The following is a 26,353-nucleotide window of genomic DNA, read 5'->3' on the forward strand; positions in this document are numbered from 1 at the left end:
TGTGTTGCACTGAGCAACTATAACGCCGACCCCTGTGTCCGACGCAATATGACCGCCGCCACCGACAGCAAGTGCGTCGGTGGCGGCGTGAACAGCTAGACCAGATCTTCACCGTTGCGGCGAGCGGTTGCCCAATCCTTGAAGAATCCCTTGCTGATGACTCCCAAGACGACCAGGACCAACGCCGGCCAGATCAGAACATAAACGGTCAGTAGAGCTGTGCTCATTCGAATTCCTTCCAGGTGACTCGACGGTTACTTTCCGGACGCTCCCACAGCAGGAAACTCTTCCTCGTCGAAGTCTCCCGTCCGCTGCTTGATCAGTTCGAAATCGAACGTCTCACGCTGATTGACGGACATCGCAAAACACACGACGGTACTGACGGCATAGGCCACCAAAGATCCGCTGAGCGTTGGGTAGTCGTGCAGGAAGCCGATCGCGAACGGCGCGGACAGCACGATCGCCAGGCCACCGACGATCTGCGCAACCTTCAGACCGAAGAATCCAAATGTCATGAGCCCCAGCACCACTCCGATACCGACCACGGCAACGATGTCGGAGAGTATCCCGAACACCCCATCCATCGGCACCCAACTGAATCGGACGGGCAAGAAGGCAGCAAGAGCCACCAGCACCGACACAGTGAAGGCTTTGTTGGTGACCTTGCCCCAGTAGAAGCTCGCAATAACCGGGAACACCAAAGCGCCCCACAGCGCGCCGACGAACACCAACAGATCCAGAATGCTCAATTGCAGACTTGCCAAGGAGATAGCCGCCGCCGTGGCAACAATCATCGTTACTCGGCCGATGAGCAGCATCCGTCGAGGGTTCGCATTAGCCTTGCCGGCGACAGCCTGGCCGTAGACGTCGGTCATCACGATGGACGAGAGTGCAGCAAGGTCCGAGTCCGCCGTCGATGACAGCGCGCCGATGATCATGACAAAGAAGACAGCAAGCAAAATTCCGGGCAGGTACGACGCGGCCATCTGCGGAATCAGGTTGTTGACGTCACCATCAGTTGGCTCGATTCCGAGGTACAGCGCGAGAACACCCAGCATTCCGACACCGATGACCGTTGCGCCGTATCCGACGGTTGCGGTGATGAAGGTGGGCTTGATCAAGTCTTCGCGGACCGCGAAGAGTCGTTGGGCGATGGTCTGGTTGCCAATTGCGTAGGCAAGAACTGCCGCGATGTACGGCGCACCCTGTTCGAAGAAGGCAACGCTCGAGAAGAAGTTGCCCTGCTCAGCAGTGAGGTTGCCTGCGCCGGATTCGAAGGCCGCCGGGAACCCAGCTGCGAAGAAGATGAACGGCACCAAAACCGCTACCGCACCGAGCATTCCGATCAGCTGAACGAAGTCGGTCAGCACCGAAGCACGGAAACCCGACCACAACGTGTACAGCAAAACGCCCAACGCGACGATGAACACACCCTGAATGAAGTTGAACGGCGAAAGCAACGCGATCAGCAGACCACCAGCGAGGAAGTTCGACATCAGACTGATGAGACTGCCGACGATATTGGAACCCGCGAGCATCAGCTGACTCGAGCGTCCGTGCCGCGCGTACATGACCTCGGCCAGAGTGTGGGCTTTCGGTGCCACTTTACGAATTCGCTGGCCAAAGGGATAAATGAAGAGAATCATCAACGCGCCCCACAAACCGTAGTGAATGGGGCCGGAGATTCCGTAGGTGTAGCCAGAAGTGGCGGATGCGTACATCGACGACGCCCAAATCCAAGTGGCCGTCATACTCGCGGCCGAAACACCAAATCCTAATTTGTTTCCGGCGGTCATAAAACCGTCGGCATTTTCCTGCTTCTTACCGATACGAAGAGAAATCAGAAATGTTCCACCATAAAAAGCAACAAGCAGTGAAACAATTACCAAGGTACTGAACTGGACCATGTCGGACCCCGTCACATGCCACATCCTTCGCACATAATCGGCAGAACAACGCACAAAAACCCCTGTTCAGGATCTTTGCGCTTCGCTTCTGCACGCCCTAGGAGCGACCGTCATACCAACACCGGTCACATATTCAATTGACTAGCAACACGCACTTCGCCTTTTCCGAAACCCAACCTCCACAAAATAAATCTTCTGCGCAAGCTTTTGGCTCGACCACGCAATTCAACAACTGAGGATCGACCCTAGCATGATGGCAATTTCGAACAAAAACTCGCATATTTTGCCACCCGAAAATATTCGGGATTCCGTAGCCGGAAAATCATGCGCTTCCAGCACATATAACAACTCTGCATCGATTGATATCGACGGTCGATTCGATCGGGTAATTATTTAGACAGAACCATCCTGGCAAAACGTCGGCCCCACTCAGGATCGGCGGAAACATGCTGGTCCAACGGATTGGAGACAATCGCCCCGATCATTCGCAGGTACAGGAGAGTGCCTCTCACCATCCACATCCAATCGTCGTCGCCGAGGAGTGTTCCGTCTGTCGTCGACCAACCCAATGCCGTGAGTCCTTCGATCATCACTTCACTACGTTCGGACTCCGACAGGCCGGCAGCCAACGTAAGGAACAGAATTCGGCCGGCTTCCTGCGCCAGCTCGCCCTTTCCCAACGGCATGGTCATCACGATGTGGCGCCACAGCTCGCCTTCATACGCTAGAACTGACGCGCCGAGTCGAGTCAGAATCAAAGTGCCTCGGAGTTTTCGGACTAATCTCAGGGTCTTGGCGACTTCAACAAGTACTGCTAATTGCGAGTCACTCCCTCCCGCGGCATCGGTCCACTCACTGTCCCAATCGAGTTCGTCTCGGGCGGACACAACAAGGTCAGGAGGCAGGGACCCGGACGCCGTCAACACAATCCCACCGCCTCGCGCGGAGTTCAGCAGCCACAGCAACTGGCGGGTTGCTCCCTCACACATCGTCTCGAAGTAGTTGTCATACCCACCACTTAGCTCCGCTTTGGCAACTGCGGCAAACAGTTTCGGCGCGGAATGAACCGACAGGCGACGCAAGAACTTCTCGAACAGCGAACTGCCCACAGGCGGTGACCTATGCAGTGCCACCGACGTGGTGACTGCCGCATTGGACACTGTGAGAACAAAACGTTCGGGATCGAACAGCCCGGTACTCACCTGCGCGTTCAGGAACTCGAGATACCCGACCGGACCGCCAGAATCCTCCGGCGGGCACGCTCTCGCGCCGTCAAGACAGGATGGCGCAGAAATCGGCTGGTCTTCGACAATCTGCTCGAGAAACAACGTGTGACTCCACTTGGCACGTACGTTGTACTCGTATCGGACGTACTCCCCTACCGCGGTGACCGCCTCGTCGATCCGGACTTCGTCCTCACCAAACTCGTCTTCCTGATATCCATCGCGCTCGATCACCTCTCGCGCGATATACCGATCAGGGCCATTGCTCGTTGAATGATGGACGCTCACCCCACTGATGTGCGTGTTGATCACCCCATCCCATGACCGCCTGGATGATCGAATGTAATTGGTCGAGTTCGATATTCGACGGCACCGAGAACCTTCGCCAAATGGGTGGCGCGACGCAATCAAGTTCGATCCGCATGACAAAGTTCGCCACCTCCGGCCGTCGACGCTGATTCCGCATCTGCCTCGGCGTACGGACGGTTTGTGCCGCTTGAAATACAGGCACCAAACGCAGATGTGAAGCTCGTTGAACTCGCTGACCCGTCATTTGTGGAGACTAGATCTACCTACCGACAAGCCGAGATACTCACTGCCACAACGCTGCCGGATTTGTCGGGACTCGAGTCACCTCGCTCTGCGCCGGCGAAGTTCTTTCAGCGCCCGTCGAAAGGGACACTATTGGATGATCCACTAAGCGGACAAGAGTGTGCGCCGACTACCGTAGACCTGACACCCACCGCACGAAAACAGTGCCCAGCGCCTGCTCGGACTGGCACGGAACATGAGGATCCATGAGCGACCACGACACGACCGCCGACCAGCCCCTTCACATCAACGGCGCCATTGCCCTAGTGACGGACGAGCGCGACGAATTGGTTCGCCTGTGCGTTCAGACCCTCGCCGAACTGCTGGGCAGCGAGCCCGACACCGACGACGACGGCGACATTGTCGTGCCGGTTCACGGGTTTGTCGTCTACGTGACCGTCGCGGATGACGGCCCCCAGATCAACGTCTGGTCCTCGGTCCTCACGGGCCTCGGTAATCCCGCCCATGCTGCGACGCAGCTGATCGAACTCGCACAGGAATGGCCGCGGCTGCGCTTCGCCTTCAGTGGCGACCACCTGCTGGTCTCGACGATGCTTGATGCGGACCCCTTCGCCCCGCAGCATCTCCTCAACCTGGTCGACGAGGTTCACGCCTTCACTCACGAACTCGACGACGATTTTGCAGAGTCCTTCGGCGGCACCCTCGACTGCGACGAGGACGACGACAGCTACGCCGGCGAATGCAACACCGGTGGCTGCGGCGACGATTGTGACTGCGATTGCGGCGATGACGCCGACGGTGAGCTTGGCATCACGGCAGTCGCCTCGACGCCCAGCAAGTAGCTAGCGGCCCACGATTTATATTGCGCGCGTGCATCTCTCCAACTAAGCGATGCACGCGCGCGGGCGGTTTCGCCAGCGCCGGGACCGAACCGACATAGGCCGCCTATCCGCGACAGGTCCTGCGAGCAACGTCAGCCAGCGGACTGAAACTTTTTGTAGCTCAGTGCAAGCAACTCCGGGTCGGGGCGTTCAGATCTGAGCGCTGGAATCACCATCAACTTCTGACCGTGACGCTCCTTCAACCCGTGCTCCAACATCGGACCATCGATCTCTTCGAGAAGATCCTGCCTGATCTCGACGACGAGATCAGGACTGATCCCCAGAATATGAACATCGAATGCCGCGTGGTGGATCTTGCACATTGCCAAGCCATTTCGCACCGAAGCTACTCCAGCTTCATCGGAATCGGGCACAATATGCGCCGCATCAAGCAATGAGCTGTGACCTAAAGAGCAGACAGCGCAACGCGTTTCGTAGGCCCGCATCACTGTAGCTCGGAATACCGGCTGGTGCAGCCGCCGCTTGGTTTCTGCGATTAGGTAACGACGAAGATGAGATTCGATCGGAGAATCCGTCACGTGGAGATCACGAGCAAATTCGGTGGCAACGACAAACTGATGGAGACCCACCTCTTCGTCAACCAGGTAGACCGGGAAGACCGGCTGAAACTGCCCAGGTCCCACACCGAAGAACCAGATCAGCGGCACTTTCTGCTCCATTGCCGCACGCAGCCCGCGGTTGTCCTGGTGATCCGGGTCCACGCCGCTCCACTTGTACCGAAGAAATCCGTCAGCTCCGACCGCATCCTCATATGGTCGGTCAGCGCCTTCACGACGATAAACCGTGCTGATCGAAAGAGCCGACGAGAGCTGACGTGGTTTGCGGATACCTCGTTGGGGATCCATCAGTCTGAACATTTCGCCGTCGATGGTGAAGTCGAGCAGCTCTTGCTTGCTGATGGAGTTGAGACCGTCGTTGGTTCGCACTGTAAGAAACTGCATTGCTTCGCGCCGCAGACGCGTATCAAAATCCTCAGCACCGTGCGCGATACTCACAATGTCAGTCACCCAGGCGTCCTATCCCCCACATGTTCATGCACACGCACTGGCGTTCACGTTATCGGAGGTAACGACCTCGATCCCGGCGCCACGCCGGCCACCTCGAGCGATATGTCGGTGAGACGTGCCAGGATCGCCCACATGCATATCGAGGACGACGGATTCGAGACGCCAGAGGCGTGCGTTCAATGGTGCCAGACACGGACTTACGATCTGCATGTACTCGACGATGGAGCCCGAGTGGATCTGGACTGGTGGAATGCCCACCTAAGAGAGGCCAAGCACGAGATCCAGCTATACGGCCGAGACGACGACGGCAAGGTTGTCACGTCTGGTCTGGCTACCGTGCAGCGCAACGACCTTCGACCCGGCAGTGAGCTCTTTACCGCAGACCATGCTGGACTCGGATTGCTATTTCTGTGCGCGGCTTGGCAAAGTGCTCACCGCAGTCGCCGATTCAAACGCAGATTCCCTGACGTATTCAGCACGCAGGTCGCTGAGGGTGACGATCCTTTGAAGACGATCAAGACTGTCCTCGATTACTGCATCAAGACCCGCACCATGCCGAATATCCACCGTGACACGTGGTCGGGGTGGCCAATGACACCAGGCGTTGGGGTCTCTCTCCTGTCGGCATTCATGTGGGCTGCTGAAGTCTCAGTGGAGGGCGGCCGCGCACAATTGATCGACCAATTCGGTGTCTCGACCCTGATACACGAAGGTTGGCTGGAAGATCCATCCGTCAGCAGTTTTACGTTGCGTCGCTATCACCGCTACAACCAGTTGGTCACCTCATGGGCAACCAAAACCCTGACAAACCCAGAGCTGATTGAGATGTGGCTTGTCAAGCGCTGGACTGCTCGCGTTGCCGAAGCTCGTCACGGCGAACGTGCAATGCCCACCTTGTTCTGAAGTACGCGAGTCGCAACACCTGAGATGGCAGCGAATGGTCGAGCTGTCGAATTGTCGAAGATTTTAGTTCCACGAGCTCCGGAGTATCGCCGCCTTTGAATTCGACATGGTATCGATATCGAAGTCCACAAGGTTGCGAGTGACCGCGCCTGGCAGTGCGTCCCGCGAACGTGATCAGTCCTCGTCCACCTCAACGCCGTAACCGACTGCCATTGCACCAAGATCATGGTCGTAACCCTGACCAACGGCGCGCAGACGCCAGACATCTCCGCGGCGATAGATCTCGGTAAGCACCATGGTGCGTTCGACTGTCCCGAGATCGAGTACAAACGTCGCAAATGTTCCGTCGGGGCCGTCGATGCTGACAGTGACTGCTCCCAGGTCGCCGAACGTCTTTTCATCGTCGACAGCAGCTGCGATCACAACCCGCCGGCATTCGGCAGGTAACGCATCGAGATCTGTCCGGATACTCTGCTCGCTGTCCCCGTCAACGGAAAGCTCAACTGCGCCATCTTCGTCCGCGACGTTGTTGTAGAAAATGAAGTCTTGATCGGAGTCGACATTGTCCGTGTCATCAAGAAGGAAGGCGACCACGTCTACATCGAATTCTCCGCCGACGTTCTCCGCCCGCCACGCAACATTGACCGACCACGCCGACCGAGCTGCGGGAAGATCGATAGCCTCGCCACGAATCAAAATAGGTGCAGACAAACGTGATTCAAGCTTCATGTGCTCCGGAACCACACCGGAAACCAACGCCTCGTTGACATCGGACTCGGCTATCTGTGGGAGCCCTCGTTCGGTAACCCTAGCCATCCGCTTGTCAGACTGGCCTCCGTCGAGCATCAAGACGTCAGTAACCGCAGTGGTCAGATTGAGTGATGGCCTGGCACCTAATTGAACAAGACGTGACCGCATAATCACACCGTCGAGATGACTGCCACCAAGAATCAGGACCCGACGGCCATTCCACGCCTTCGCTTTTCGGTTCGGATCTGGTGAGGCAGCTGCAATTGGCGACCGGACAACAGGGGCTGGCCCATCCAGCGACTGCACCGGCACAACGATTTCCGGGACCAGTGACACTACGATCGGAGCGCTATCTGTCTTGAGCACACCCGGCAATGCTCGCGCCAACAGTTCGTCGAGCTGTTGCTCCGAGATGACGGGGATACCGTTGGCGCCGGCCTTACGCACCTTCCCGCTTTGCGACGCGGGGTTCTCACACACCACAACACTCGTCTGTCGACTAACTCCGTTCATCACGTCGAACCCTGCCTCGGTGAGGCGGGCTGCCAACGCAATTCGAGGAGTACGTGTGGATCCGCTGATAACAACCTTCATCCCCTGAACCAGGCCGTGCGCAAGATCCAGGCGCCCAGGATTGGCAAACGACGACGGCATCCGCTTGATCTGTTGTGGGTAGACAGTGACACGACGGTCATTGCAACCGACCACAGGCAGCGGAAGCTGAAGTGATTCTGCGAGTGTTGCGCTCCGCCCGAAGACATCGACAAGCACCCGTGCGTCGTCATACGCATCATGCGCGTTGAACTGTTCGATCTTCCAGTACTCTGCCAAGGTTTCGAGGCGATGGTTCGGTACATCCAGCTCCAATCGACGCGCCAGAGCAAGCGTGCACAGACGCTGATCGACCGGGGCTCCGGAGCCGACACGCTGGAACTCTGCGTCGAGGAAGCCATAATCGAACGACGCATTGTGCGCCACCATGGTTCGACCGGACAACAACTCAGCGAACTCGTCGGCGATGTCCTCAAATCGTGGGGCGCCAGCCAAACGATCAGGCGTCAGGTTGTGGATGTGGACGGGTCCCGGATCGCACCCCGGATTGAGCAGCGTCGAGAACTGCTGTTCAACAGTGCCATCTTCTCGAAGAACCAATGCAGCGATGCTGAGCACGCGATGCGACGCTGCCCGTAGGCCTGACGTCTCGACATCGACAACCACCCAGCGGTGATCACCCGGCAGTCGGTAGCTCTCTGCTTGGCGAAGCGTGCTGGTCATTGAAATACCTCCGTCAGACAACAGTGAAAACAGACGAGCCAGTTGCAAATCAGGTCCCCGACCTACCGGAACGCACTGCCCTTCGAGGTCAGTGCCTTCACCCGCTCGACGGTCCAGACTGCGAGCACATCAACCTTGCGCTTGCGGCCCGTCTCCTTGTGCGTATCCATTTCCTGTTCCGCGATGATGTCCTTGATACCGTCTGCGTCGAGGGCCGAAAGACGCTCCAAGAGAACCTCTTCCCCATCGAGCTTGAAGACCTCGAACGGGTCGAAAGCCCCCGGCTCCCGTTTCACCTTCGGGGCAGCAGCACGACGACGCGGCGCCGGCGCAGCAGCAGGCAACGCAACCGTCGCTCCATCCGATGGAACCGCAAAAGCCTCTTCGATTGCCTTCGCGAAGCGCGGGGTACGGGCAGCTTCCTCCGCGACTACCTGAACCAGCTTGGCCAGCAACACCGATGCTGAGGCGTTGGTTGCTCCCAACTTCAGGAGCGCTGCACCGGTTTCCTGCACCTGCACCCGACGACGCGCTTCATCGATACCCGCACTCATAGCTTCGCCTGCGCTTCCGTGAGAATGTTCTGCGTAATTGCACGCATCTGATCGAACTGACCTGCGTTTCCGTACTTCACTTTCAAGGTGCCGTACGGATGAAACTCAGCTGACGCGGCAATCTGATTCGACTCCGCGAGATACTCCGGCAGGACGTGTGGGACGTTGGGGTCGCGTCGGAGATTCCTGACGGTGGTCCGGTGCACGGCGGAATTGGACTTGTACTTGGTGATCACCAGCCCCAACTCGAAGAGCTCACGGCCGATTTCCCTGCCGAACTTGGCGATATGAGTCTGAATCTGCGGAATGCCGTAAGTGGAAAGCACATCCGGGATCGTGGGAATGACATAGCCGTCGGCCATCGCCAACCCGTTGAGCGTGATCGGGCCCAGGTTGGGTGGGCAGTCGATCAGCACGTAGTCGTAGTAATCCATCACGGGAGCCACGGCATCGCGTAGCAACTCGACCGGCTTGGTGGAACTGCGGTCAGCCACCCGAAGGGCACTGATCTCCTCCTGCAGCTCGATCAAGTCCAGCGACGAGGGCAGCAGATCTACGCCAGTCACGTGTTTGACCGGCGAGACCGACTTCTGAATTGTCCCCTGCAGATCGAAGTTCGACGTACCCTCAACCGCGTCACGGAAGATGGTCGCGCTGGTGAGCCCCTTCTTGTTCAGCTCGAGCCAGTGATCCTCACTGATCATCATGGTGGTGAGGTTGATCTGGGCATCCAGGTCGATCAGCAACACACGCTGCCCGAATTCGAGCGACATGAACTCCGCCAACCCTGCCGTGATCGTCGTCTTACCGACGCCACCCTTGAGGTTGATTGTCGCAATGGTCTTTGCCATCAGAATCCGTCCCTGTCCTTCACCACTACACACCTAGTTTGCATCGACTATCGCACCTGTCCCTGATTGTTTGACTCGAAACCCGATCCGCCCCAATGGTTCCGCAGCTTGCGGCAGGGCGTACGAAATCAGTGTCGCAAAGTCACGCGAATCCACCGGGCCAGCCTGTGCCCGCTTCAACTGACGTGGACCCGGATCATTGGCAAACACCAGAATCAACGCGCCGCGAGTCTTACGGTGCAGCGCCCCGGCAAGTGGCCCACCGTTCTTCTTCGGGCTGCCGGCAATGTGCTCGATAGCATCACGCTCGCGAACGGCGGTGCCGGTGAACCCCGTCCGATACTCACGCTCTTGACGCTTGCGATTGACGATCGGAAGCTTCTCGTGCCAGCCCTTGATCTCGATGGGTTCACGCGTCTTCGGCTGTGGCAGAAGAACGGCAAAATCCTCGAGCAACCCGGATTCGATTGCCGCCGCGAGCGCTTCACGATGCGGACCGAAGTTCCAGCCCGTCGCCCACTCGAATTGATCGACTGCATCCAGAACAACGGGAGCTGGGACGATTCCGTACCGTGCTGTGAAGGACCGCACAACATCGTCCTTGTCCACAAAGTTGAAGGTCCCGGAATCGCCGAGCGACTTCAACGCCGGACCGACGGCAGCAAAATGTCGGGCATTGATCGAGCCGTCACCGCGCGGAGGCTGCATCGTGAAACTGAAACTCTCGCCACCCATACCGCGATAAGCCAGCTCGGCGTTGAACATCTTGTTCCGCGCAGTGGGCTTGAGCCACGGAAGCTGCTGGAACACCATTGGCGGCACATCGCGCGGGGTAACCCACGGCTCGCCATTCTCGTTCACACCGCTAAACCTGGTGAGCTCACGCCGGAACTCTTCCTCGTCCCGCACAATAGCCTCGAACGCCTTGTACATGTCGTACTCGGCACCGGCTGGCCCGCCGACCGTACGACCGATGAACAGCCGCACCAGGTCTCGGTAGCCTGGACGAAAACCGAACCATCGACCCATCTGCATCAGCGTGTCGGCTTGGCCGGTTCTGCGGGTGTAGTACGTGATGGTGAGTCCCTCGACCGTGAAGCCTCGACTCAGCTTCGTACCGCCGACGAGAATCTTCCAGACGCCGCGTTCCTGGAAGTCGAGGGAATCCTGCTTGTAGTCCTTCTCGGCCGCACCATTGACCACGATAACGGGGCTGGTTCCCTCGGAAATCTTGTCGTAGGCAGCGCCGATGAATTCCTCCAACTCGGCAAACGAACCAGGATTCTCCAGTTCACTGCCCCGAGCCGCACTCACCACTGCGAAGTCTTCGGCCCAGAGCTTGTCCAGCCGGGAAAGACTCTTGGCCTGGCTGTATCCGGCCGATTGCCACAAGGCCTTGAAGTCGTCGGCTACGGCGTCATGCTCGGCCTGCTTCACCGATTCGTGCACCAGCATCGTGTGATGCCGATACGACTTGGCGCCCTTTGATTCCCGGAATAGTTTGATTGCCCCGGTCAGGACAAACGAGTCGAGCGCTCGCAACTGCTCGGCTGAGCGATCCTCGTCGCACTCGGCTCGAAGATCCCGTACGTATGCCTTCTCGTTCGAATTGGCCGGCGTCTTGTCATCGTCATCCACATCGTCGAGATCGTGAAAGTCCGCACCACCCATGTACGGGCCGGGCCGCTCGAGGCTGACGATGAAGTCCGAAGGGAAGACGTTGACACTGTCTTCCGGATCGACAAACACATTGGCGAAGGGTGTTGCGGTGTAACCGATGTACTGAGCCCGCTTGAGAAGACCGAGGATCTCGGCAATCTGACCGTTGATCGCAGTCCGCTCGATCTGCTCGGTTTCCATTTTCTTCGGATCGATCGTGTTCACCGACGCCTGATCGGCCTCGTCGTCGATGATCAGAGCCGGGATCTGCTCGAGTTCGGTGGGGACTTTCTTCAGATCCGCGACCAGCTTCTTGAGACTGGAGACGTTCTTCTTGACAACAGCGATCCGAATATTGCTGGGGTACAGATTCTTCGGATCATTGAGCGGAAGTGAGTGATCGACGGTCTCGAAGTGCAACGCGCTCAAGCCCGCAAGCAGGCTCTTGTAATCGAACGTCGACGTGGTGAGTCGACGGATTGCCGGAATCTCGTTTGTCTTGTTGGGATCGATTTCGTGCTCGAGAAAGTTCCCCGCGCGCCAATCTTCGTCATTGGTGTAGTCGTCGTCGACGCCGGCGCTGATGTTCTGACGGCCGACCAGTTCCATGTCGAGACGTCGCTGAGTCTGGCTCCGCAGAATCTCGATCGTGCCGGTCAAGACGATGACCAATCGGTAGCCGGCGTCGATCGCCTTGGCCACTACTCCACTGAAATTCGCCGTTTTTCCACTCTGGACGTACCCGACCACCAGCCCCTTGGACTGATACGGCTCCGGCCGGGTTGGGTCGGCGAGCCGGTGAACGACCTCAGTGGTGGCTACATCCAGTTTGCCGATCGTCGCATCGTCCCAATTCTTGTCCGCCAGAACACGCTTGTACGCACGCCAGTAGAAGTCATGCTCGCGCCGCCGCTCGGCGGTGTACCAGGGATCCCACGGCTGCTGAGCCGCAATGACCACTGGTCCACCGTCGCGGGGAAACCTCGCACTGAGGTCGTCGTGCACCTGAGCGGGCAGTCCGAGCAATTCGTAGATCAGAGTTCGACGCTCGTCGCTCTGCGCGGCGGTGGCTCCTACCCACGTTTCGACACTCTCGGCATCCCACTGACGCAATCGTGACCGCAGAGCGGTACGCACGGCAACAGCGCTGTCGTCCAGGAAGACGTCAACGATGTCGGCGATGGTCAACCCGTCGGGAAAGCTGGCCCGCAACCGCGCATTGACCGGGTACAGAACGTTTTCAGGTGGAAACCCGTCGCCCAGTTCGCGTGCCACGGCACGGAAGACTTCCTCGCTCACTGCGCTACCTGCTCTCGATGTGCCGCCATTGCAGAGATCAGGACTTCCTGCCACGCCTGCATCTTTTCCTTCTGCCGCGCGCTGATCCTGACACCCTCGAACATTTCACCGACCAGCAGATAGATGAGCGACTTCAGCACCGGTGCGTCCGTGTTGTCGAGACTTCGGCGCCCTAGCAGGTCGCGCCGAAAACGCGCATTGATCCACAAGGTGCGGGTTTTGAGATCTACTTCGAAGAATTGATCCCGTGCCAATGCTCGCCATCCAATGGCAACAGGGTCGGCGCCAACAGTGAATTCGAATGCGTCGCTGAAAGAATCGAGCACATCCTCGGGAAGACCAGAAGAAGGTTCTACGACGCTGATGGGCCGGGGCTGATGGCTGCGCGCTGCGCGGACGGAGTTTTCGGCGTCATCGAGATAGGAACGGAAGTTCGCCGTTCCATCAGCGAATACTCCGCCGTCGATGGCAGCCGTTGCAGTGGCGTCAAGAGTGACTCCCGACTTTTCGGGGTTGATCGTGATGTGCTGCAACACATTGTCGTCGAGGTCGATCGAGACGCGGGCCAATCCGTAATCGGGACGACCGCGAACAATCCCGTTCCAGCCACCGATCTGCAAGAGTCGGTCATGTCGATAGAAGTACAAACCTTGCTGATCCCTGCCTGGTGCACCGTGCAGCCGAAACTCCGGCGCATTGCTCCGCGCCGGCCAGATGTGGGCGTGAGCAACTGGAGTCGATCCGTTGATCGACACAGTCAGTTGTCGAGGGTAATTCGGCGAACCAGTGCGCGGATAGGCAAACGGATCAACTGCGCCAACCGAGCGCAACGCCCCTGCCCGCCCAGCCGCGACATCGAAGACATCTACAGTCAACGCAACTCGGCCGGATTCGATCAATCGATGAAACACCACACCGAGGTGGCTGCGCACATCGTTGATGGTTTGCTCGAGCCAACTGGTCTGCTCGTCCGCGTTCGCAGACATCAGAAAGGTTGTGATCCCGCGCCATTCGACGATAGTGCCGGCCTCGAACGGAAAACGAGGTGTGACGGCGTCGAAGAAAGCAACTGCCTCCCCCTCGTCGATTACCGAAACCGCCTGGCGTCCCTGCCCAGAGTCGATCTCACGGCCCTGGGTGGAATTACCCGAGCGCCTCGACCACACCCGCAGCACTCTCGCCTGACTCAACGATGCGGCCTTCATACCAACGCCGAAATGACCCAAATCTGCGGCGCCGTAATCGCGTCGGCGCCCGTATGTCATCGCTGCATCGATGGTGACGGCATCCATTCCACAGCCGTCGTCGATCAGGAGCATCGAGACGATTCGAGTCCCGTCCTGCACAAAGCGAATCAACACGTGCGCAGCACCGGCGTCGAGGCTGTTGTCCACCAGGTCGGCGAGGGCCGTGGTGATGGTGTGGTGCAATCCCACTGCACCGGCGAGAGATTCGTCAGCCGTCAGCGCCTGGGTTCCGACGATCGAGACCTCGGAGATGTCAGGCATCGCCGATCTCCGAGTCCGCCGATACGTCGGAGTGGACCCAGGCCGCTTCCAACAAATCGAGGATTATGTCCTCACCTCGATCTTCATAGACTCGCAGCAGTTTTCGCGGCCGATCTTCCCCGGGAAGACTCACCGCCTCGGCAAGAATACGCACGACGTGCCGATCAGCGGTGCGCAACGGTTCGCGGTTTCCGATTTCGGCAAGTGCCTGCCGCAACGGATCGACATCGGCATGCACAACAACCGGACGCACCACCCGGAACGTCCCGTCCTGCCACAATTCGAGCAAGATGTCCTCGCCCACAACAGCAGACAACTCACGCAGGAACCGGCGGATCGTGCCGAAGGTCGGCTGAGCACCACTCCACCGAACAGCCTGCACACCAAGATGACTCTCGAGCTCCACGCTCTCGCCGCGCGCACAACCAGCTGCGACCGCCAGGCCGGCGGGCACCGCAAAGCTCGAACCTCGCAAGTGCTCGGCCGTGACCGCCGTACGGTATCGCCAGACATTGCCGGAGCGGTACAGGCGACGCGTCTGCTCCGGCGGTTTAGCAGTATCGCGTGTGCGCTTACGTCGAACAATTCCGTCGCCGCCGACGTTGAACTCGCTCTGCTCCGGAACAGGCTCTTCCACAATGGAATCCGCACTACCCCACGCCTGAAGGTGCCATAAACCGGCGTCGAGGACGGCGCGATCATCCGATTCGAGGGCCCGCTCGATCGACCGTTCGGTGCGATCCGTCTTCAGCAGCGCCGCCAACTCGGGAACCGTCTTCGGCGTCCCTAGTGCCTCCAGGGCACCAACTGCCAGGTCGGAGATTCGACGCGCCCTCGTCAACGCGGACCCGGAAACAACGGTGATTCCGCACCAGGTGAGCCATTTCTCGAGTTCGCCGGCAGACATCGACACCGTATCGGCAACGTCGCCGAGAGCAACTACGCCGTTGGGTGATTCGAAGTCCTCGAGCAATGTCTGCGTACGCTTCTTTGCTGCCGCAACGCCGGGCGCGGCGGCCCAACCATCGGTGACCTCGAAGTAGTCGTCGATTCGATCGAGAACCAACCACAGTGGAACGCCATACCCGGGCACTTCGGCAGCAATGCTCGGATGCAGTTCCAGAAGGCGCTCGAGCAACGCGACCGGCTGAATCTCGACCCGCAAGCTGGCAAGCAGATTTCCGACGGCAGTTCCGAACCCGCAGGCGTCGTTGATCTTGGCTTTCACCTCAGCCTCGATCTGCCCTACCCGTCCCGAACCCACACCAAGCTTCGCGCCAACCGCTCCGCGTCGCTGCGGCACCGGCGCCACAATGCGCTCCCGCAACACTATCGACTCGCGTTCGTCGAGTTGCGAGAAAAGGTTGTCGATCTCGTCCATCGCGTCGGTACGATCCGTGGCAGGTAGATCGTTGGGTGTCAACGCAGAAATCCGGGCAGCCAGCTCCTGGATGGGTTCCGGCGACTCGTCATCGATCTCGACAGTGACGAGCGGGCGCGCATCCTGTCCGCGGACCCGTCGCCACATCGCCAGCTGCTCGAGATCGTCGAGCAAGGCCGTGATCGCGGGCGGGGCGGCTCCGTCGTCCGGCGTCTCGATGCGCGAGCGCGGATCTGTCATCACCGCACACACCAGCAAGCTCAGAACCACATCGTGAACTGTCTGCTCGCTGGTGCCGCGAACACCAAAAATCTCAGCGGTGGCGTGAGTCAGCAGGTCGCCGACGTTCCCTTGTGAGGCCAAACGGGCCAGCGACGTCACAGCCCGTGTATCGAGCGCGAGGGCACTGATCGGCACAGTCGGATCGAGGAGCGGGAAACTCTCCTTCAGAACCGCCGACGAGTGGTGGGAAATGTACAGCGACGCCAACTCGGACAGCAGTTTTTCGAGATCGACCTCGAGAACGGTGAACGACGGCGACTCACTGAACCACCAGTCCGGGGACGGTGCCAACGGTTCGAGCAAGGCGGCACGGTCAGACACGTAGTCGTCCATCCACGGGAGAATATCGACCCAGAGCGTGTCCGACAGTTCTGTCGCGGGTAGCGAGTTCACACCCAACGTCAACGCACTACTCCCACTCACAGAACTTTCATTGCAGTGTAAAACCGACCACGATGTCGGTAATAAGCTACTGCAGGCTGTGACTCGTCGCAGCGTCGGACCTGACTACGCTCACCTGCTCAGTCGACTGCGGTGAAACCCTTCGCCCGATCCTCGTCGCCGACGCTCCACAGGTTGGTCGACACTTCCGCTTTCACGAGGGGAATCACTTCTTCGGCAAAACGGCGCAACGTGTCCTTCTGCTGCTCGAAGTCGAGGACGTGATTGACGGATACGGACTGGAAGTCGTGACCGTAACTCTCGTAGTAGTCCAGGATCTTCTCGGCGACACGCTCCGAGGAGCCCACCAAAGCGGGGCCACGGTCGACGGCTTCCTCGATGGTCCGGAAGCTCGTGGACTTACCGACTGCTTTGGGGTCGTGCTTCCGCTTGTCTTGCTGCGCGACAGCGCCCTCGTAGAGGGGACGGAATTCCTCGACGGCTTGTTCGGTCGTGTCAGCGAGGAACAGCCCACCCGAGCCGGAGCCGACGTACGCACGGGAGGGATCGTGGCCGTGAGCGAGATACTGCTCGCGATAGTGGTCGATGAGCACCTTGTAGTTCTCGCGGGGCTGGAGCGCATTGGCCGTAACGATGGGATCTCCCCACTTCGCTGCAAGTTCCACTGCCTCGAAGGACGTCGCGGACCCGTGCCAGATGCGGAAAGGCCCGTCGTACGGACGCGGTAGCGTCGTTGCGTCCTCGAGGGAGGGCCGGTGGGTACCCACCCACTTGACGTTTTCCTCGCTGATCAGCAGTTTGAGGAGTTCGTAGTTCTCGGTCAGGTATTCGTACTGCTTGGAGATATCGAGTCCGAGCAGCGGGTACTGCAGCACCTCGTTTCCCTTGCCGATCACGATTTCGAGGCGCCCGCGGCTGAGCTGGTCGATGGTTCCGAAGTCCTCGGCCACCCGAATCGGGTCCAGCAACGACAGGACGGTGACGCCTGTCGAGAGCAGAATTCGATCTGTGGCCTGCGCAATTGCACCCAGGATGACCGTCGGCGCAGAGGACAGCACCGGGCCGGCGTGACGCTCCCCCACCGAGAAGGAGTCGATGCCCAGCTCTTCGGCGAGAACGGCGAGTTCGACCACGCGATTGAGTCGGTCAGAGGGTGTTACTTCCTCTCCGGTCCCTGGATGGGGTGGGTTGAAGATGATGTCCAGAACCTGAAAACGCATGACCCGTCTTTCTCGAGACCGCCGCACGGCGCCTGTCCCTCGACACGCTAGTTCGCTTGCCTCCAGCGAACCGCCGTGGCAGCGCAACCCTCAAGCCGGAAGAACAACGAAACATGCACTGCTTCAACAGTTCTCCACAAATACCGACAAGTAGGAAGGTTAAACTCTCGCCGATCCGAAATGCACTCCGACGGTCACACATTCCCGCCAGGTAGGACCTGCGTCACGGGCTAATCGAGCGCACGGTAAACATGAAGGACATAGAAACAGATTCCTTAATCGGTAAACGAGGTACTACAGATGAACGGTGCAGCTGCCATCGGCGATGGCATATTCCAGATTCCGGTGCCCATCACCGACAACCCACTCGGTGCAACGCTGGTGTACGCGATGGAGTCCCCGAACGGCCTGATCCTGGTTGATGCGGGTTGGGACGACGACAACGGCTGGCAGGGCCTCAATGCCGGGTTGGCGGAGATCGGTCATTCGGTCACCGATATCGAAGGCGTTGTTGTGACCCATTTCCATCCGGATCACACCGGGTTGTGTGGTCGCGTGCGTGAGGCGTCGGGTGCCTGGATCGCGATGCATGAGGACGATCACGACCTGTTCAACAAGATGGCCAGCAGCAAGGGCGAAGAGTGGATGGCCTACCAGCTGTCCAACATGGCCAAGGCCGGAGCCCCGGAAGCTGATCGCGAAGCATTCCGGCAGGCAGCCGACGGAAACCCGCCGACGAGCGCGGACTCCGCTCCCGACAGGATCCTCTCGGACAACGAGATCATCAGCCTCACCGGTCGCGGACTCCGCGTTGTCTACACACCAGGCCATACCCCCGGGCATGTCTGCTTCTATCTCGACGACGCAAACGTCATGTTCACCGGCGACCACGTCCTGCAGAAGACAACGCCGCACGTCGGCAACTTCACGTACCCCCTCGAGGAACGCGACGCCCTGGCCGATTTCTTCGCGTCTCTACGACGCGTCCAGACCATGGACATCACGCGTGGACTCGGCGCACACGGCATCCCCATCGACAGCGTGGGTGGCCGCGCGGGTGAGCTGATCGAGCACCACGAAGAACGCCTGGATCACCTACTCGAGGCCTTCGGCGATCAGAAGCTGACGGTGTGGGATGTTGCGGCACATATGAAGTGGTACAAGCCGTGGTCCGATATCTCCCCGATGGGCAAGACCATGGCACTGTCCGAGGGTGCCGCACATTTGCGTCATCTGGTTGCGCGCGAGCAGGTTACGCAGGTTTCCGATACGGAACCGGCACTGTTCGCCCGCACGTACTGAGATGACCTGAACGCAACGAAGCGCGTTTGGTGACCGCACAATCGGCCACCAAACGCGCTCGTTGTCAGACGCTTTCTATCAGATCAGTTCGCGGCAAACCCGGGGAGCCGCTCGATGTCCGCGACGATCGAGAACTCGGACGCGTCGCCCTTGATGATGCGGCTGGATTCGCCGTGGACGTCCACCGGCACGTCCCCGGCCAACGTCACCCGGTGCACGCTGCGCGCCTGGGTTCCGTAATCGGAGACGCCGTAGTGCTGGGTAGCCTGGTTGTCCCAAATCGCCAGATCTCCCGCCTCCCAGGCCCAACGAACTGTGTTTTCCAACTTGATAACTCGTGCCTGCAGTAGCTGGAACAGCGCAACCGACTCCGACGGTTTGAGCCCGACGAACTCCTTCACGAAGTGGCCCAGAAGCAGGGTCTTCTCCCCGGTTGCCGGGTGGATGCGAACCACCGGGTGCTCCGTTTCGTAGATCTCGCGAGTGAACTCTCCGTAGTTGGTCTGACGCTCGCCCTCGCCCTGCTTCACCCTGTCGACAATTTCGGAGTAGTCGTACGCCTCGGCGTAGTCGTACGCATTGGTGTGCACGGCCCGTAGGTTCTCGACCAGAACCTTCAGCGAATGCGGCAACTGGTTGTACGCGGCCGTCGTGGAAGCCCAGGTCGTTGCTCCGCCGTACTCGGGAATTGTGGTGGGGCGCAGGATCGATGCCTTCGGGATACGGTCGATGAATGTGACGTCGGTGTGCCAGCTGCTGGCCGCACCGTCGATAACCAACAGCTTGTTGTCGGCAGACTTCAGCGTCGGGTGGGTGGTGGTCTGCGTGCCGAGCGTGCCGGCAAATTCGTACTGCGACACGTCGTCCAGATGCTGCTGCCCGCGGAAGAAAACAACCTTATGGGCGGCGAGAGCGTAGTTGATTGCGTACGCGGTCTCCGCGGACAGATCACCCGAGAGATGAACGCCGTCGATACGTGCGCCGATCAGCTCACCCACCTTGTGGACGGTGATTCCGCCTGCGGCGTAGATCTCTTCAGGGGTGAGTGCGACGCGTTCGAGTTCGGTGATAGACATGAAATTCTCCTGTGAAGTGAGAGTGAAGGGTTGTGTGTCGTGCGAGCGGACCGGTCAGACAGCAACAGTCAGGCTTGGCTCCACTCGAGTAGTTCCCCGTCCTTCGCGCTGGCGCAGCGGATCCGGAAGCGGCACCGCTGCAACCAATCTCCTGGTGTAGTCCTGGCGCGGTGAGCTGAATACCTCCGCAGCGGGGCCCTCTTCGACCAATTCCCCGCTGCGCAGCACCGCTACCCGGTCGGCCACCTGATGGACGACGGCCAAGTCGTGGCTGATGAACAGGCATGCGAACTTGTATTCCTCTCGTAGGTCGGCAAATAGTGAAAGAACGTCGGCTTGGACTGAAACGTCGAGCGCACTGGTCGGCTCGTCGGCAACCAACAGTCGTGGCCCGAGTGCGAGTGCTCGCGCCAGCGCCACCCGCTGGCGCTGACCACCGGACAACTCTCCCGGTGCCCGGTGAGCAAATGACTTGGGGAGACGAACGGATTCGAGCAACTCCTCGACCTTGTTCCGAAGCAGGGCCCCGGTAGCAAAGCGGTGGACTTCGAGGGGTTCACCGATGCTCTGCCCGACGGTCCGCCGGGGATCGAGTGACGCCGCCGGATCCTGATGGACAAGTGCCATACCCTTACGCAGACCTCGAAGATTCGCTGCGGATATCGTGCCCAGGTCGGTTCCGTCGAAGCTCACGGTGCCACTGCTGGCCCGAATGACACCCAGCGCGCTGCGCCCGAGAGTTGTTTTCCCCGAGCCCGACTCACCGACCAGACCCACTACTTCACCAGGCCGCACACTCAGGCTCACCTGATCAACAGCCCGAAACGCCTTGTTACCCAGACGGGCCGGGTACACGATCGAGACGTCGTCGAACCGGAGAATGGGCTCGGTGAGCGCGCGCTCGACATCATCGACCAGCGCAACGGCTGGTTTGGCGTGCTCGGCTTCCGGCAGCCGAGGCACCGCTGCCAGCAGAGCCTGCGTGTAGCTCGCCCGCGGTGACGCAAACAGATCGAAAACCGACTGCTGTTCCACCACCTGACCGGATTTCATCACCAGCACGCGATCGGCGATATCCGCAACGACTCCCATGTTGTGTGTGATCAACAGAATCGCCGTCCCTGACCGATCGCGCAGATCCCGCAGTAACTGCAGAATCTCGGCCTGCACCGTCACATCGAGTGCAGTCGTCGGCTCATCTGCGATCAGCAGATCCGGCGAGCCCGACAGAGCCAGCGCGATAACTACTCGCTGCTTCTGACCGCCCGACAGCTGATGTGGATACCAATCGACCCGACGCTCCGGTTCCGGAATCTCCACCATCCGCAGCAGTTCGACGGCACGGGCCCGAGCGTCGGCCCGGGATATCTTGCCGTGCGCCCGCAGGACCTGAGCAATCTGCCACCCCACCTTCTGGACGGGGTTGAGTGCGGTCTGGGGTTCCTGAAACACCATTGCGGCGCGGGTGCCGCGCACCTTGTTCAAGGTTGCCTCGTCAGCTCCGAGAACCTGCTGACCACCGAGTTCGATCGAGCCGCTTGCCTGAGCCCCTTCCGGCAGCAAGCCGAGGACTGCACGCGCTGTGAGCGACTTACCCGATCCGGATTCTCCGACCAGTGCCAGAATTTCACCCTGTGCCACTTCGAGATTCACCTGATCGACAACGGTGGTTGATTCACGTCGGCTATCCGCGGTACCGAACCGGATCACCAAATCCTCGATGGCGAGGACCGCCTGCTGCTTTACTGCGTTCATGCTTGTGTCCTTGAAGTGGTCGTTTAGGCGGCGTCAGATCCGACGGGCTTTGCCGAGCGCCTGGGCGATCAGGAGGAAACTCAAGACCAAGGCGGAGACGATGATCAGCGGCCCGACGGCGTAAGCGGGATTGACGTCGAGATTGGGGATGGCGTCGGAGATGATGGACCCCAGTGACGGATCCGGCGGTCGCACACCGATACCCAGGAAGCTCATCGCACTTTCGGCAAATACGGCCACCGACATCGACAGGGCGATCTGCACGCTCAACGGTTCGACCACGTTGGGCAGCACATGTTTACGCAGTACCCACCAACGGCCGGCCCCGATCACTTCGGCCGATTCCACGAACGGTAGCTCGCGAACTTTGAGCACACTGGTACGTACGAGGCGCCCGAACATTGGGATCTCCGCGGCCACGATCACCGCGACCACAGGAAAAATACCGGGTCCGGTAATCGCTACCAGCGTGATCGCGAGAATCAGCAGCGGAAAAGCAAGGATCACATCAAAGATTCGTTGCGCGATGACATCGGCAACCGGATTGATGCTAGAGATCAAGCCGGCAAGCGAGCCGATGATCGCACCCAACGGCACCGCGACAAGCACGATGACCAGGTTGATTCGGATGCCGTACAGCGAGCGAGTGAAGACGTCGCGGTTCACCTGATCAGTGCCGAACCAGTGTTGTGCGCTGGCGCCCAACAGGTTTGCGCCCTCGATCTGTTCGTTGGGTCCGTAGTTCGTCAACAGCGGTGCCGCGATGCCCGCCGCTGCGATGACCAGCACGATCAGGACACCCGCAAGTCCCTGGCCGTGAGTCAGCGCGTCACGAACCGGGTGCGAACGTCGAGTCTGCGTGTCCTGGCGTTGATCAACGACAGTCATTACTGTCCTCCAATGCGGATACGCGGATCGAGGTAGGCGTGCACGATGTCTGTCAGCAACTGAATCAGCACGAAGATCGTGACCGAGAGCAGCAGAAGCACCTGCACCACGGGGTAGTCGCGCCGACCGATTCCCTGCTGAATCAGTTGACCGATTCCCGGCCAGGCAAAGATGGCCTCGACCAGCACGGCTCCACCAAGGAGATGCCCGGTCTGAATTCCGAGGACAGTCAACATGGTCGGCAGCGCGTTGCGTAAAGCGCTGCGGGTCACCAGGTTCCAGCGCGTGACTCCCGCAGCCTGAGCGGTGATCACATACTGCTGCGCCATCTCGGTGCGCAGGGCCTCCGAGAGAAATCTGGTCAGAGCGGCTGTGACCGGCAAGGCCAAGCACAGTGCCGGAAGCACCAAATACTGCAGCGTGATGTCGGGGCGAGCCAGGTACCCGCCCGGAGGAACACCACCGGAAGGCAGCACCGGGATCAGCACCGCAACCACCAGGACCAGTAGAACACCCGTTACAAAATTGGGCAGCGCGACAGAGAGCGTGTTGAGCACGTTCACCACACTGGTCAGCCACTTCTTCGGCCAGACCACCACGGCCACACTGAGAATCAGGCTCAACGTTACCGCTAACAGCAATGCGCTGCCGGCAAGCACCGCAGTATTGCCCAACCCGGCCAGCACTAGATCCGATATCTGACCACCGAGGACAAACGACCGACCCAGATCCAACGTCAGAACATCGCCGATCCACGACAAGTACTGAGCGGAGACCGACTTGTCGAGACCAAGCGAATGACGAATCGCCTCAATCGCTTCCGGCGTGGCATCGGGACCGGCCAGCGCCAAGGCCGGATCACCGGGAACCAGTCGCATAACCGAGAAAATCAACAACGATGCAAGAAAGAGAACCACTACCGCCGACGGTAGTCGGCCGACAACATAGCGAATCATGTTCTCCCCTAGGCCAGGAAGGTGTTGGCGAACTGCGGCTGACGACCTTTGGTCCACGCAAGATCATGCACGGTGGAAGCAGCCGATACCTGCGGAACCACCACACCGATCTCGATCAGGAACAGCTCTTCCAACAGTTGGGTGCCGAGGTCCGCGTACAGCTTCTTTGCAGCGTCGCTCGAGCCGTCGGGCACCTGCCACGCTGAGTCGGCGGCCGCGGAGTATGCCGGCGAACTGAACTTCGACGCATTGTGCGCGGCATTGAAAGGGTAGGCGCTGACGGTCAGCGTCGACGGAACATACTGCGCAAAGGTGTGACTGGTCAGCCACAGCCCCTTGAACTCTGCGCCGATCAACTGCTTGAAGAAGATAGTCGCTTCGACTGGGTCCAACTCGACGCGAATTCCCGCTTCAGCAAGATTGGCCTGCACGATCTGAGCTGCCGCTTCAAAGTCCGGGCTGGCACCCGTGTACGTCAACGGAATGGTCGGCAGTGTTCCCACCTCACTCACCAGTGACCGAGCCTTGGCAACGTCACGCGTATACGTGGAGTTCTTGGCCGCGTCGTATGCGGGCGACGACTTCGGCCACGGCAGGTTCACGGCGTAGCCTGCGTCGCGGTACACCTCACTCATGATGCGATCCCGATCGATGGCATACGCCACGGCTTTCCGGGTTCGTACATCGGTCAATCCGTCAGCCGTGACGTTGGCGCCCAGATACGTCTGCAGTTCCGCCCCGTCGAGAGCTGAAGTTGCGAAACCGCTTGTCTTGCCAACTGTCTGAGAATCACGGAAGGTCAACGATCCCGGGGCGACGAGCGCAACCTGACCTGATTTGAGAGACGTCAGACGGGCTTGTGAATCGGGGACGATACGAGCCTCGACGCGGTCGAGGAAGGGACGCTCAGCAACCCAGTAGTTCGGATTGCGATCGAAGGAGATCGAGCTGTTCGGGGTGCGCGAGGCGAAGACGAACGGTCCTGTCCCGATGAAGGATTCACCGCTGACCGCCTTGTCGAAGGTCTCCGAGTCGAAGATCGGCGCCAGGTCCAGCAAGTCGAAGATGTTACCGGTTCGGTGCGCGAGCGTCAGTACCAGCTTTTTCGGATCCGAGGAGTCGTAGCCTGTGATGGCGGCTGCTGTGCTGCGCAGCTGCGCGGAGAACTTGGGATCGGCGTACGTACGCAGCGAAAACTCCGCATCCACAGAGGTGAACGGGCGGCCGGTGTGGAAGGTGACGTCGTCGCGCAGATTCAGTGTCAACGTCAGACCGTCGTCCGAGAGCTTCCAGTCCTTGGCGAGAAGAGGTTGCGGCACTACGGAATCGATCGGGTAGCGGGTCAATGTCTCGAAGACAAGCCCGGAGATGGTAGTGCCGGCAATTGTTGTGCTGGTCAAAAGAGCGGATGGGCTGACATCGTCCGGAATTGCCAGGGTGAGCGTGCCGCCGCGCACTGGTTCCACCGATTCACCTGCATCCGAACGCTGTTCACCAACAGCCGAGGAGCACGCAGCCAGTGAGCCGGTACCAAGAATTGCGAATGCGGCAATAGCGCTGCCACGGAAAAAGGCACGGCGATCAAGCCCGGCCGTCGGAAATGACGAGTTCACGGAGGTGTGGTCCTTCGTATGAGGGTGCGCAGCAACGCGCGCTGAGCGCGGCACGCAAAAGGGAAAGTGGTCGTCCTGGTGGCCTCGAAGAACCCGAACCGTGAAGTTCAGTGGGCAATGAGGGCTACACCAGCCGGTGTGGCGCTGAAGAAGTCAGCGCAGACATCGCAGAGGGACGGACACGGTAAACCTTCCGGTCAGATTCAAGGCACTTGCCTTCGTGAACACACTTAATCATTTCCCCTTATGTTGGGGAAATAGTTGGACTCACGGTGATCCGAACTCACGAATTTTGTGACCGCTCAACGAGACCGGACCTACTATTCCCAGCTCACCGCGGTAGCGTCCGGAAAGTCCGCCCTAATACCAAGGAGACAGATGCAGCCCGAAAGCCCAGCCGAGCAGATCCGAACCGCACTCGCGCGGATCGCTCACCTCGCCGATACGGGAGCAGTCGACGATTACGTCGAACAATTCACTCAGCAGGCCGAATGGACAATGCCGGCCAACCCCGACCGCGGGTTGCCGCTCCAGGTACGACGCGGCCGCGAGGAAATCGCTGCCGGTGTGCGCGAACGCCGTGCTGCCGGAATTCAGGGACCGGGAACCTTCACCCGCCACGTGACCACCGCGGTCGCCGTCGAGGTCACGTCGGACACCACGGCCCGCGCCGAAGCGGTGTGGACGTTTTACGTCGACACCGCCACGGCGCCTCGCCTCAGTGGCGTCGGAAGTTACGCAGACGAGTTCGAGCTGGAGGACGGCCGCTGGCGACTCTCACGACGCGTCATAGCGCGCGGCTGACGGTCAGTCCTCTTCACCGGTGATCGACTCGCACCAGTCTTCGACCTGGTCGATCCCCTCCTCCGTCCACTCCGGGCTCTGATCCTCCAAGGCGTCGAAGACGCTCTCGCAGGTCAGCGAGTCTGGCAGGCTATCCGAGCCCGGAGCCACTGAGCCTTCCGCGGATGCTTGGGCAGACGTTTGGGCAAGGGGACCGGCAACCAGGGCAACTGCCACTGCGCCGGCTCCGACCAGGCTTTTCACACGCATGGCCTTCCTCCTCCAGGACTGCCGACGTTAGGTGC

22 protein-coding genes are annotated in these 26,353 nt (G+C 59.7%); 4 read left to right on the forward strand and 18 right to left on the reverse strand.

The window, feature by feature from the left end; genetic code table 11:
* Positions 1-95 precede the first annotated feature (95 nt).
* The 4 genes from R4P64_RS28690 to R4P64_RS28705 form a co-directional block, all read right to left on the reverse strand.
* A complete protein-coding gene (locus R4P64_RS28690; protein ID WP_045071446.1) occupies positions 96-227 on the reverse strand; it encodes a putative transporter small subunit in 132 nt (43 codons plus the stop codon).
* Between the two features lie 27 nt (positions 228-254).
* Positions 255-1,907 carry a sodium:solute symporter family protein gene (locus R4P64_RS28695; protein ID WP_411742715.1) on the reverse strand — a complete coding sequence of 551 codons (1,653 nt, stop codon included), beginning with the start codon at positions 1,905-1,907 and terminating at the stop codon, positions 255-257.
* Positions 1,908-2,296: 389 nt separating this feature from the next.
* Positions 2,297-3,364, reverse strand: a complete 1,068-nt coding sequence (locus R4P64_RS28700) for an IS1096 element passenger TnpR family protein (RefSeq protein WP_317823555.1) — start codon at positions 3,362-3,364, stop codon at positions 2,297-2,299.
* Between the two features lie 19 nt (positions 3,365-3,383).
* Positions 3,384-3,683, reverse strand: coding sequence for an IS1096 element passenger TnpR family protein (locus R4P64_RS28705; protein WP_317823557.1), 300 nt, complete (start codon positions 3,681-3,683; stop codon positions 3,384-3,386).
* 244 nt (positions 3,684-3,927) lie between these two features.
* Between R4P64_RS28705 and R4P64_RS28710 the strand changes: the two genes are divergently transcribed.
* Positions 3,928-4,524: a T3SS (YopN, CesT) and YbjN peptide-binding chaperone 1 gene (locus tag R4P64_RS28710; RefSeq protein WP_317823559.1), complete on the forward strand. Its 597-nt coding sequence runs from the start codon at positions 3,928-3,930 to the stop codon at positions 4,522-4,524.
* 131 nt (positions 4,525-4,655) lie between these two features.
* On the opposite strand, the gene R4P64_RS28715 is transcribed toward R4P64_RS28710, so the two are convergent.
* Entirely contained in the window at positions 4,656-5,579 is a 924-nt protein-coding gene (locus R4P64_RS28715; protein WP_317823561.1) for an HNH endonuclease signature motif containing protein, read from the reverse strand.
* A gap of 144 nt (positions 5,580-5,723) precedes the next feature.
* Here R4P64_RS28715 and R4P64_RS28720 point away from each other — a divergent pair, with 144 nt between their 5' ends.
* The gene (locus R4P64_RS28720; RefSeq protein ID WP_317823563.1) at positions 5,724-6,494 is read left to right on the forward strand and encodes a hypothetical protein; all 771 of its coding nucleotides are present in this window, start codon (positions 5,724-5,726) and stop codon (positions 6,492-6,494) included.
* Positions 6,495-6,668: 174 nt separating this feature from the next.
* Here the strand turns inward: R4P64_RS28720 and R4P64_RS28725 are convergent, their stop codons facing one another.
* The 7 genes from R4P64_RS28725 to R4P64_RS28755 form a co-directional block, all read right to left on the reverse strand.
* Positions 6,669-8,519 (reverse strand): TerD family protein, encoded by a 1,851-nt coding sequence (locus R4P64_RS28725; RefSeq protein WP_317823565.1) that lies wholly within the window; start codon positions 8,517-8,519, stop codon positions 6,669-6,671.
* A 62-nt stretch (positions 8,520-8,581) separates the two neighbouring features.
* Positions 8,582-9,073: a hypothetical protein gene (locus R4P64_RS28730; protein ID WP_317823566.1), complete on the reverse strand. Its 492-nt coding sequence runs from the start codon at positions 9,071-9,073 to the stop codon at positions 8,582-8,584.
* Positions 9,070-9,924: a ParA family protein gene (locus R4P64_RS28735; RefSeq protein WP_092807616.1), complete on the reverse strand. Its 855-nt coding sequence runs from the start codon at positions 9,922-9,924 to the stop codon at positions 9,070-9,072. The genes R4P64_RS28730 and R4P64_RS28735 overlap by 4 nt, the downstream gene beginning before the upstream one ends.
* 33 nt (positions 9,925-9,957) lie before the next feature.
* A complete protein-coding gene (locus tag R4P64_RS28740) occupies positions 9,958-12,882 on the reverse strand; it encodes a Z1 domain-containing protein (protein WP_317823568.1) in 2,925 nt (974 codons plus the stop codon).
* A complete protein-coding gene (locus tag R4P64_RS28745; protein WP_045071461.1) occupies positions 12,879-14,390 on the reverse strand; it encodes an ATP-binding protein in 1,512 nt (503 codons plus the stop codon). The genes R4P64_RS28740 and R4P64_RS28745 overlap by 4 nt, the downstream gene beginning before the upstream one ends.
* A complete protein-coding gene (locus tag R4P64_RS28750) occupies positions 14,383-16,476 on the reverse strand; it encodes a hypothetical protein (RefSeq protein ID WP_317823570.1) in 2,094 nt (697 codons plus the stop codon). The genes R4P64_RS28745 and R4P64_RS28750 overlap by 8 nt, the downstream gene beginning before the upstream one ends.
* A gap of 98 nt (positions 16,477-16,574) precedes the next feature.
* Complete coding sequence (locus R4P64_RS28755; RefSeq protein ID WP_317823572.1) at positions 16,575-17,675, reverse strand: LLM class flavin-dependent oxidoreductase; 1,101 nt, start codon at positions 17,673-17,675, stop codon at positions 16,575-16,577.
* A 300-nt stretch (positions 17,676-17,975) separates the two neighbouring features.
* Between R4P64_RS28755 and R4P64_RS28760 the strand changes: the two genes are divergently transcribed.
* Positions 17,976-18,977 (forward strand): MBL fold metallo-hydrolase, encoded by a 1,002-nt coding sequence (locus tag R4P64_RS28760; RefSeq protein WP_317544499.1) that lies wholly within the window; start codon positions 17,976-17,978, stop codon positions 18,975-18,977.
* A gap of 83 nt (positions 18,978-19,060) precedes the next feature.
* On the opposite strand, the gene R4P64_RS28765 is transcribed toward R4P64_RS28760, so the two are convergent.
* Genes R4P64_RS28765 through R4P64_RS28785 form a run of 5 tightly spaced genes read right to left on the reverse strand, consistent with a single transcriptional unit; the run spans position 19,061 to position 25,265 of the window.
* Entirely contained in the window at positions 19,061-20,053 is a 993-nt protein-coding gene (locus R4P64_RS28765; RefSeq protein ID WP_317823575.1) for a TauD/TfdA family dioxygenase, read from the reverse strand.
* A 54-nt stretch (positions 20,054-20,107) separates the two neighbouring features.
* On the reverse strand, positions 20,108-21,808 hold the full coding sequence (locus R4P64_RS28770; protein ID WP_095888574.1) for an ABC transporter ATP-binding protein: 1,701 nt from the start codon (positions 21,806-21,808) through the stop codon (positions 20,108-20,110).
* A gap of 33 nt (positions 21,809-21,841) precedes the next feature.
* Positions 21,842-22,696, reverse strand: coding sequence for an ABC transporter permease (locus tag R4P64_RS28775; protein WP_033236003.1), 855 nt, complete (start codon positions 22,694-22,696; stop codon positions 21,842-21,844).
* Positions 22,696-23,652 carry an ABC transporter permease gene (locus R4P64_RS28780; protein ID WP_317823576.1) on the reverse strand — a complete coding sequence of 319 codons (957 nt, stop codon included), beginning with the start codon at positions 23,650-23,652 and terminating at the stop codon, positions 22,696-22,698. Before R4P64_RS28780 ends, R4P64_RS28775 begins: the two co-directional genes overlap by 1 nt.
* Positions 23,653-23,660: 8 nt before the next feature.
* Positions 23,661-25,265: an ABC transporter substrate-binding protein gene (locus R4P64_RS28785; protein WP_317823577.1), complete on the reverse strand. Its 1,605-nt coding sequence runs from the start codon at positions 25,263-25,265 to the stop codon at positions 23,661-23,663.
* A 378-nt stretch (positions 25,266-25,643) separates the two neighbouring features.
* Between R4P64_RS28785 and R4P64_RS28790 the strand changes: the two genes are divergently transcribed.
* On the forward strand, positions 25,644-26,069 hold the full coding sequence (locus R4P64_RS28790; protein ID WP_116104351.1) for a nuclear transport factor 2 family protein: 426 nt from the start codon (positions 25,644-25,646) through the stop codon (positions 26,067-26,069).
* A gap of 3 nt (positions 26,070-26,072) precedes the next feature.
* Here the strand turns inward: R4P64_RS28790 and R4P64_RS28795 are convergent, their stop codons facing one another.
* Entirely contained in the window at positions 26,073-26,318 is a 246-nt protein-coding gene (locus R4P64_RS28795) for a hypothetical protein (RefSeq protein WP_045071479.1), read from the reverse strand.
* Positions 26,319-26,353: the final 35 nt, after the last annotated feature.

This window comes from Rhodococcus sp. IEGM 1366 (assembly GCF_033142425.1).
Taxonomy (GTDB): Bacteria; Actinomycetota; Actinomycetes; order Mycobacteriales; family Mycobacteriaceae; genus Rhodococcus_F; species Rhodococcus_F globerula.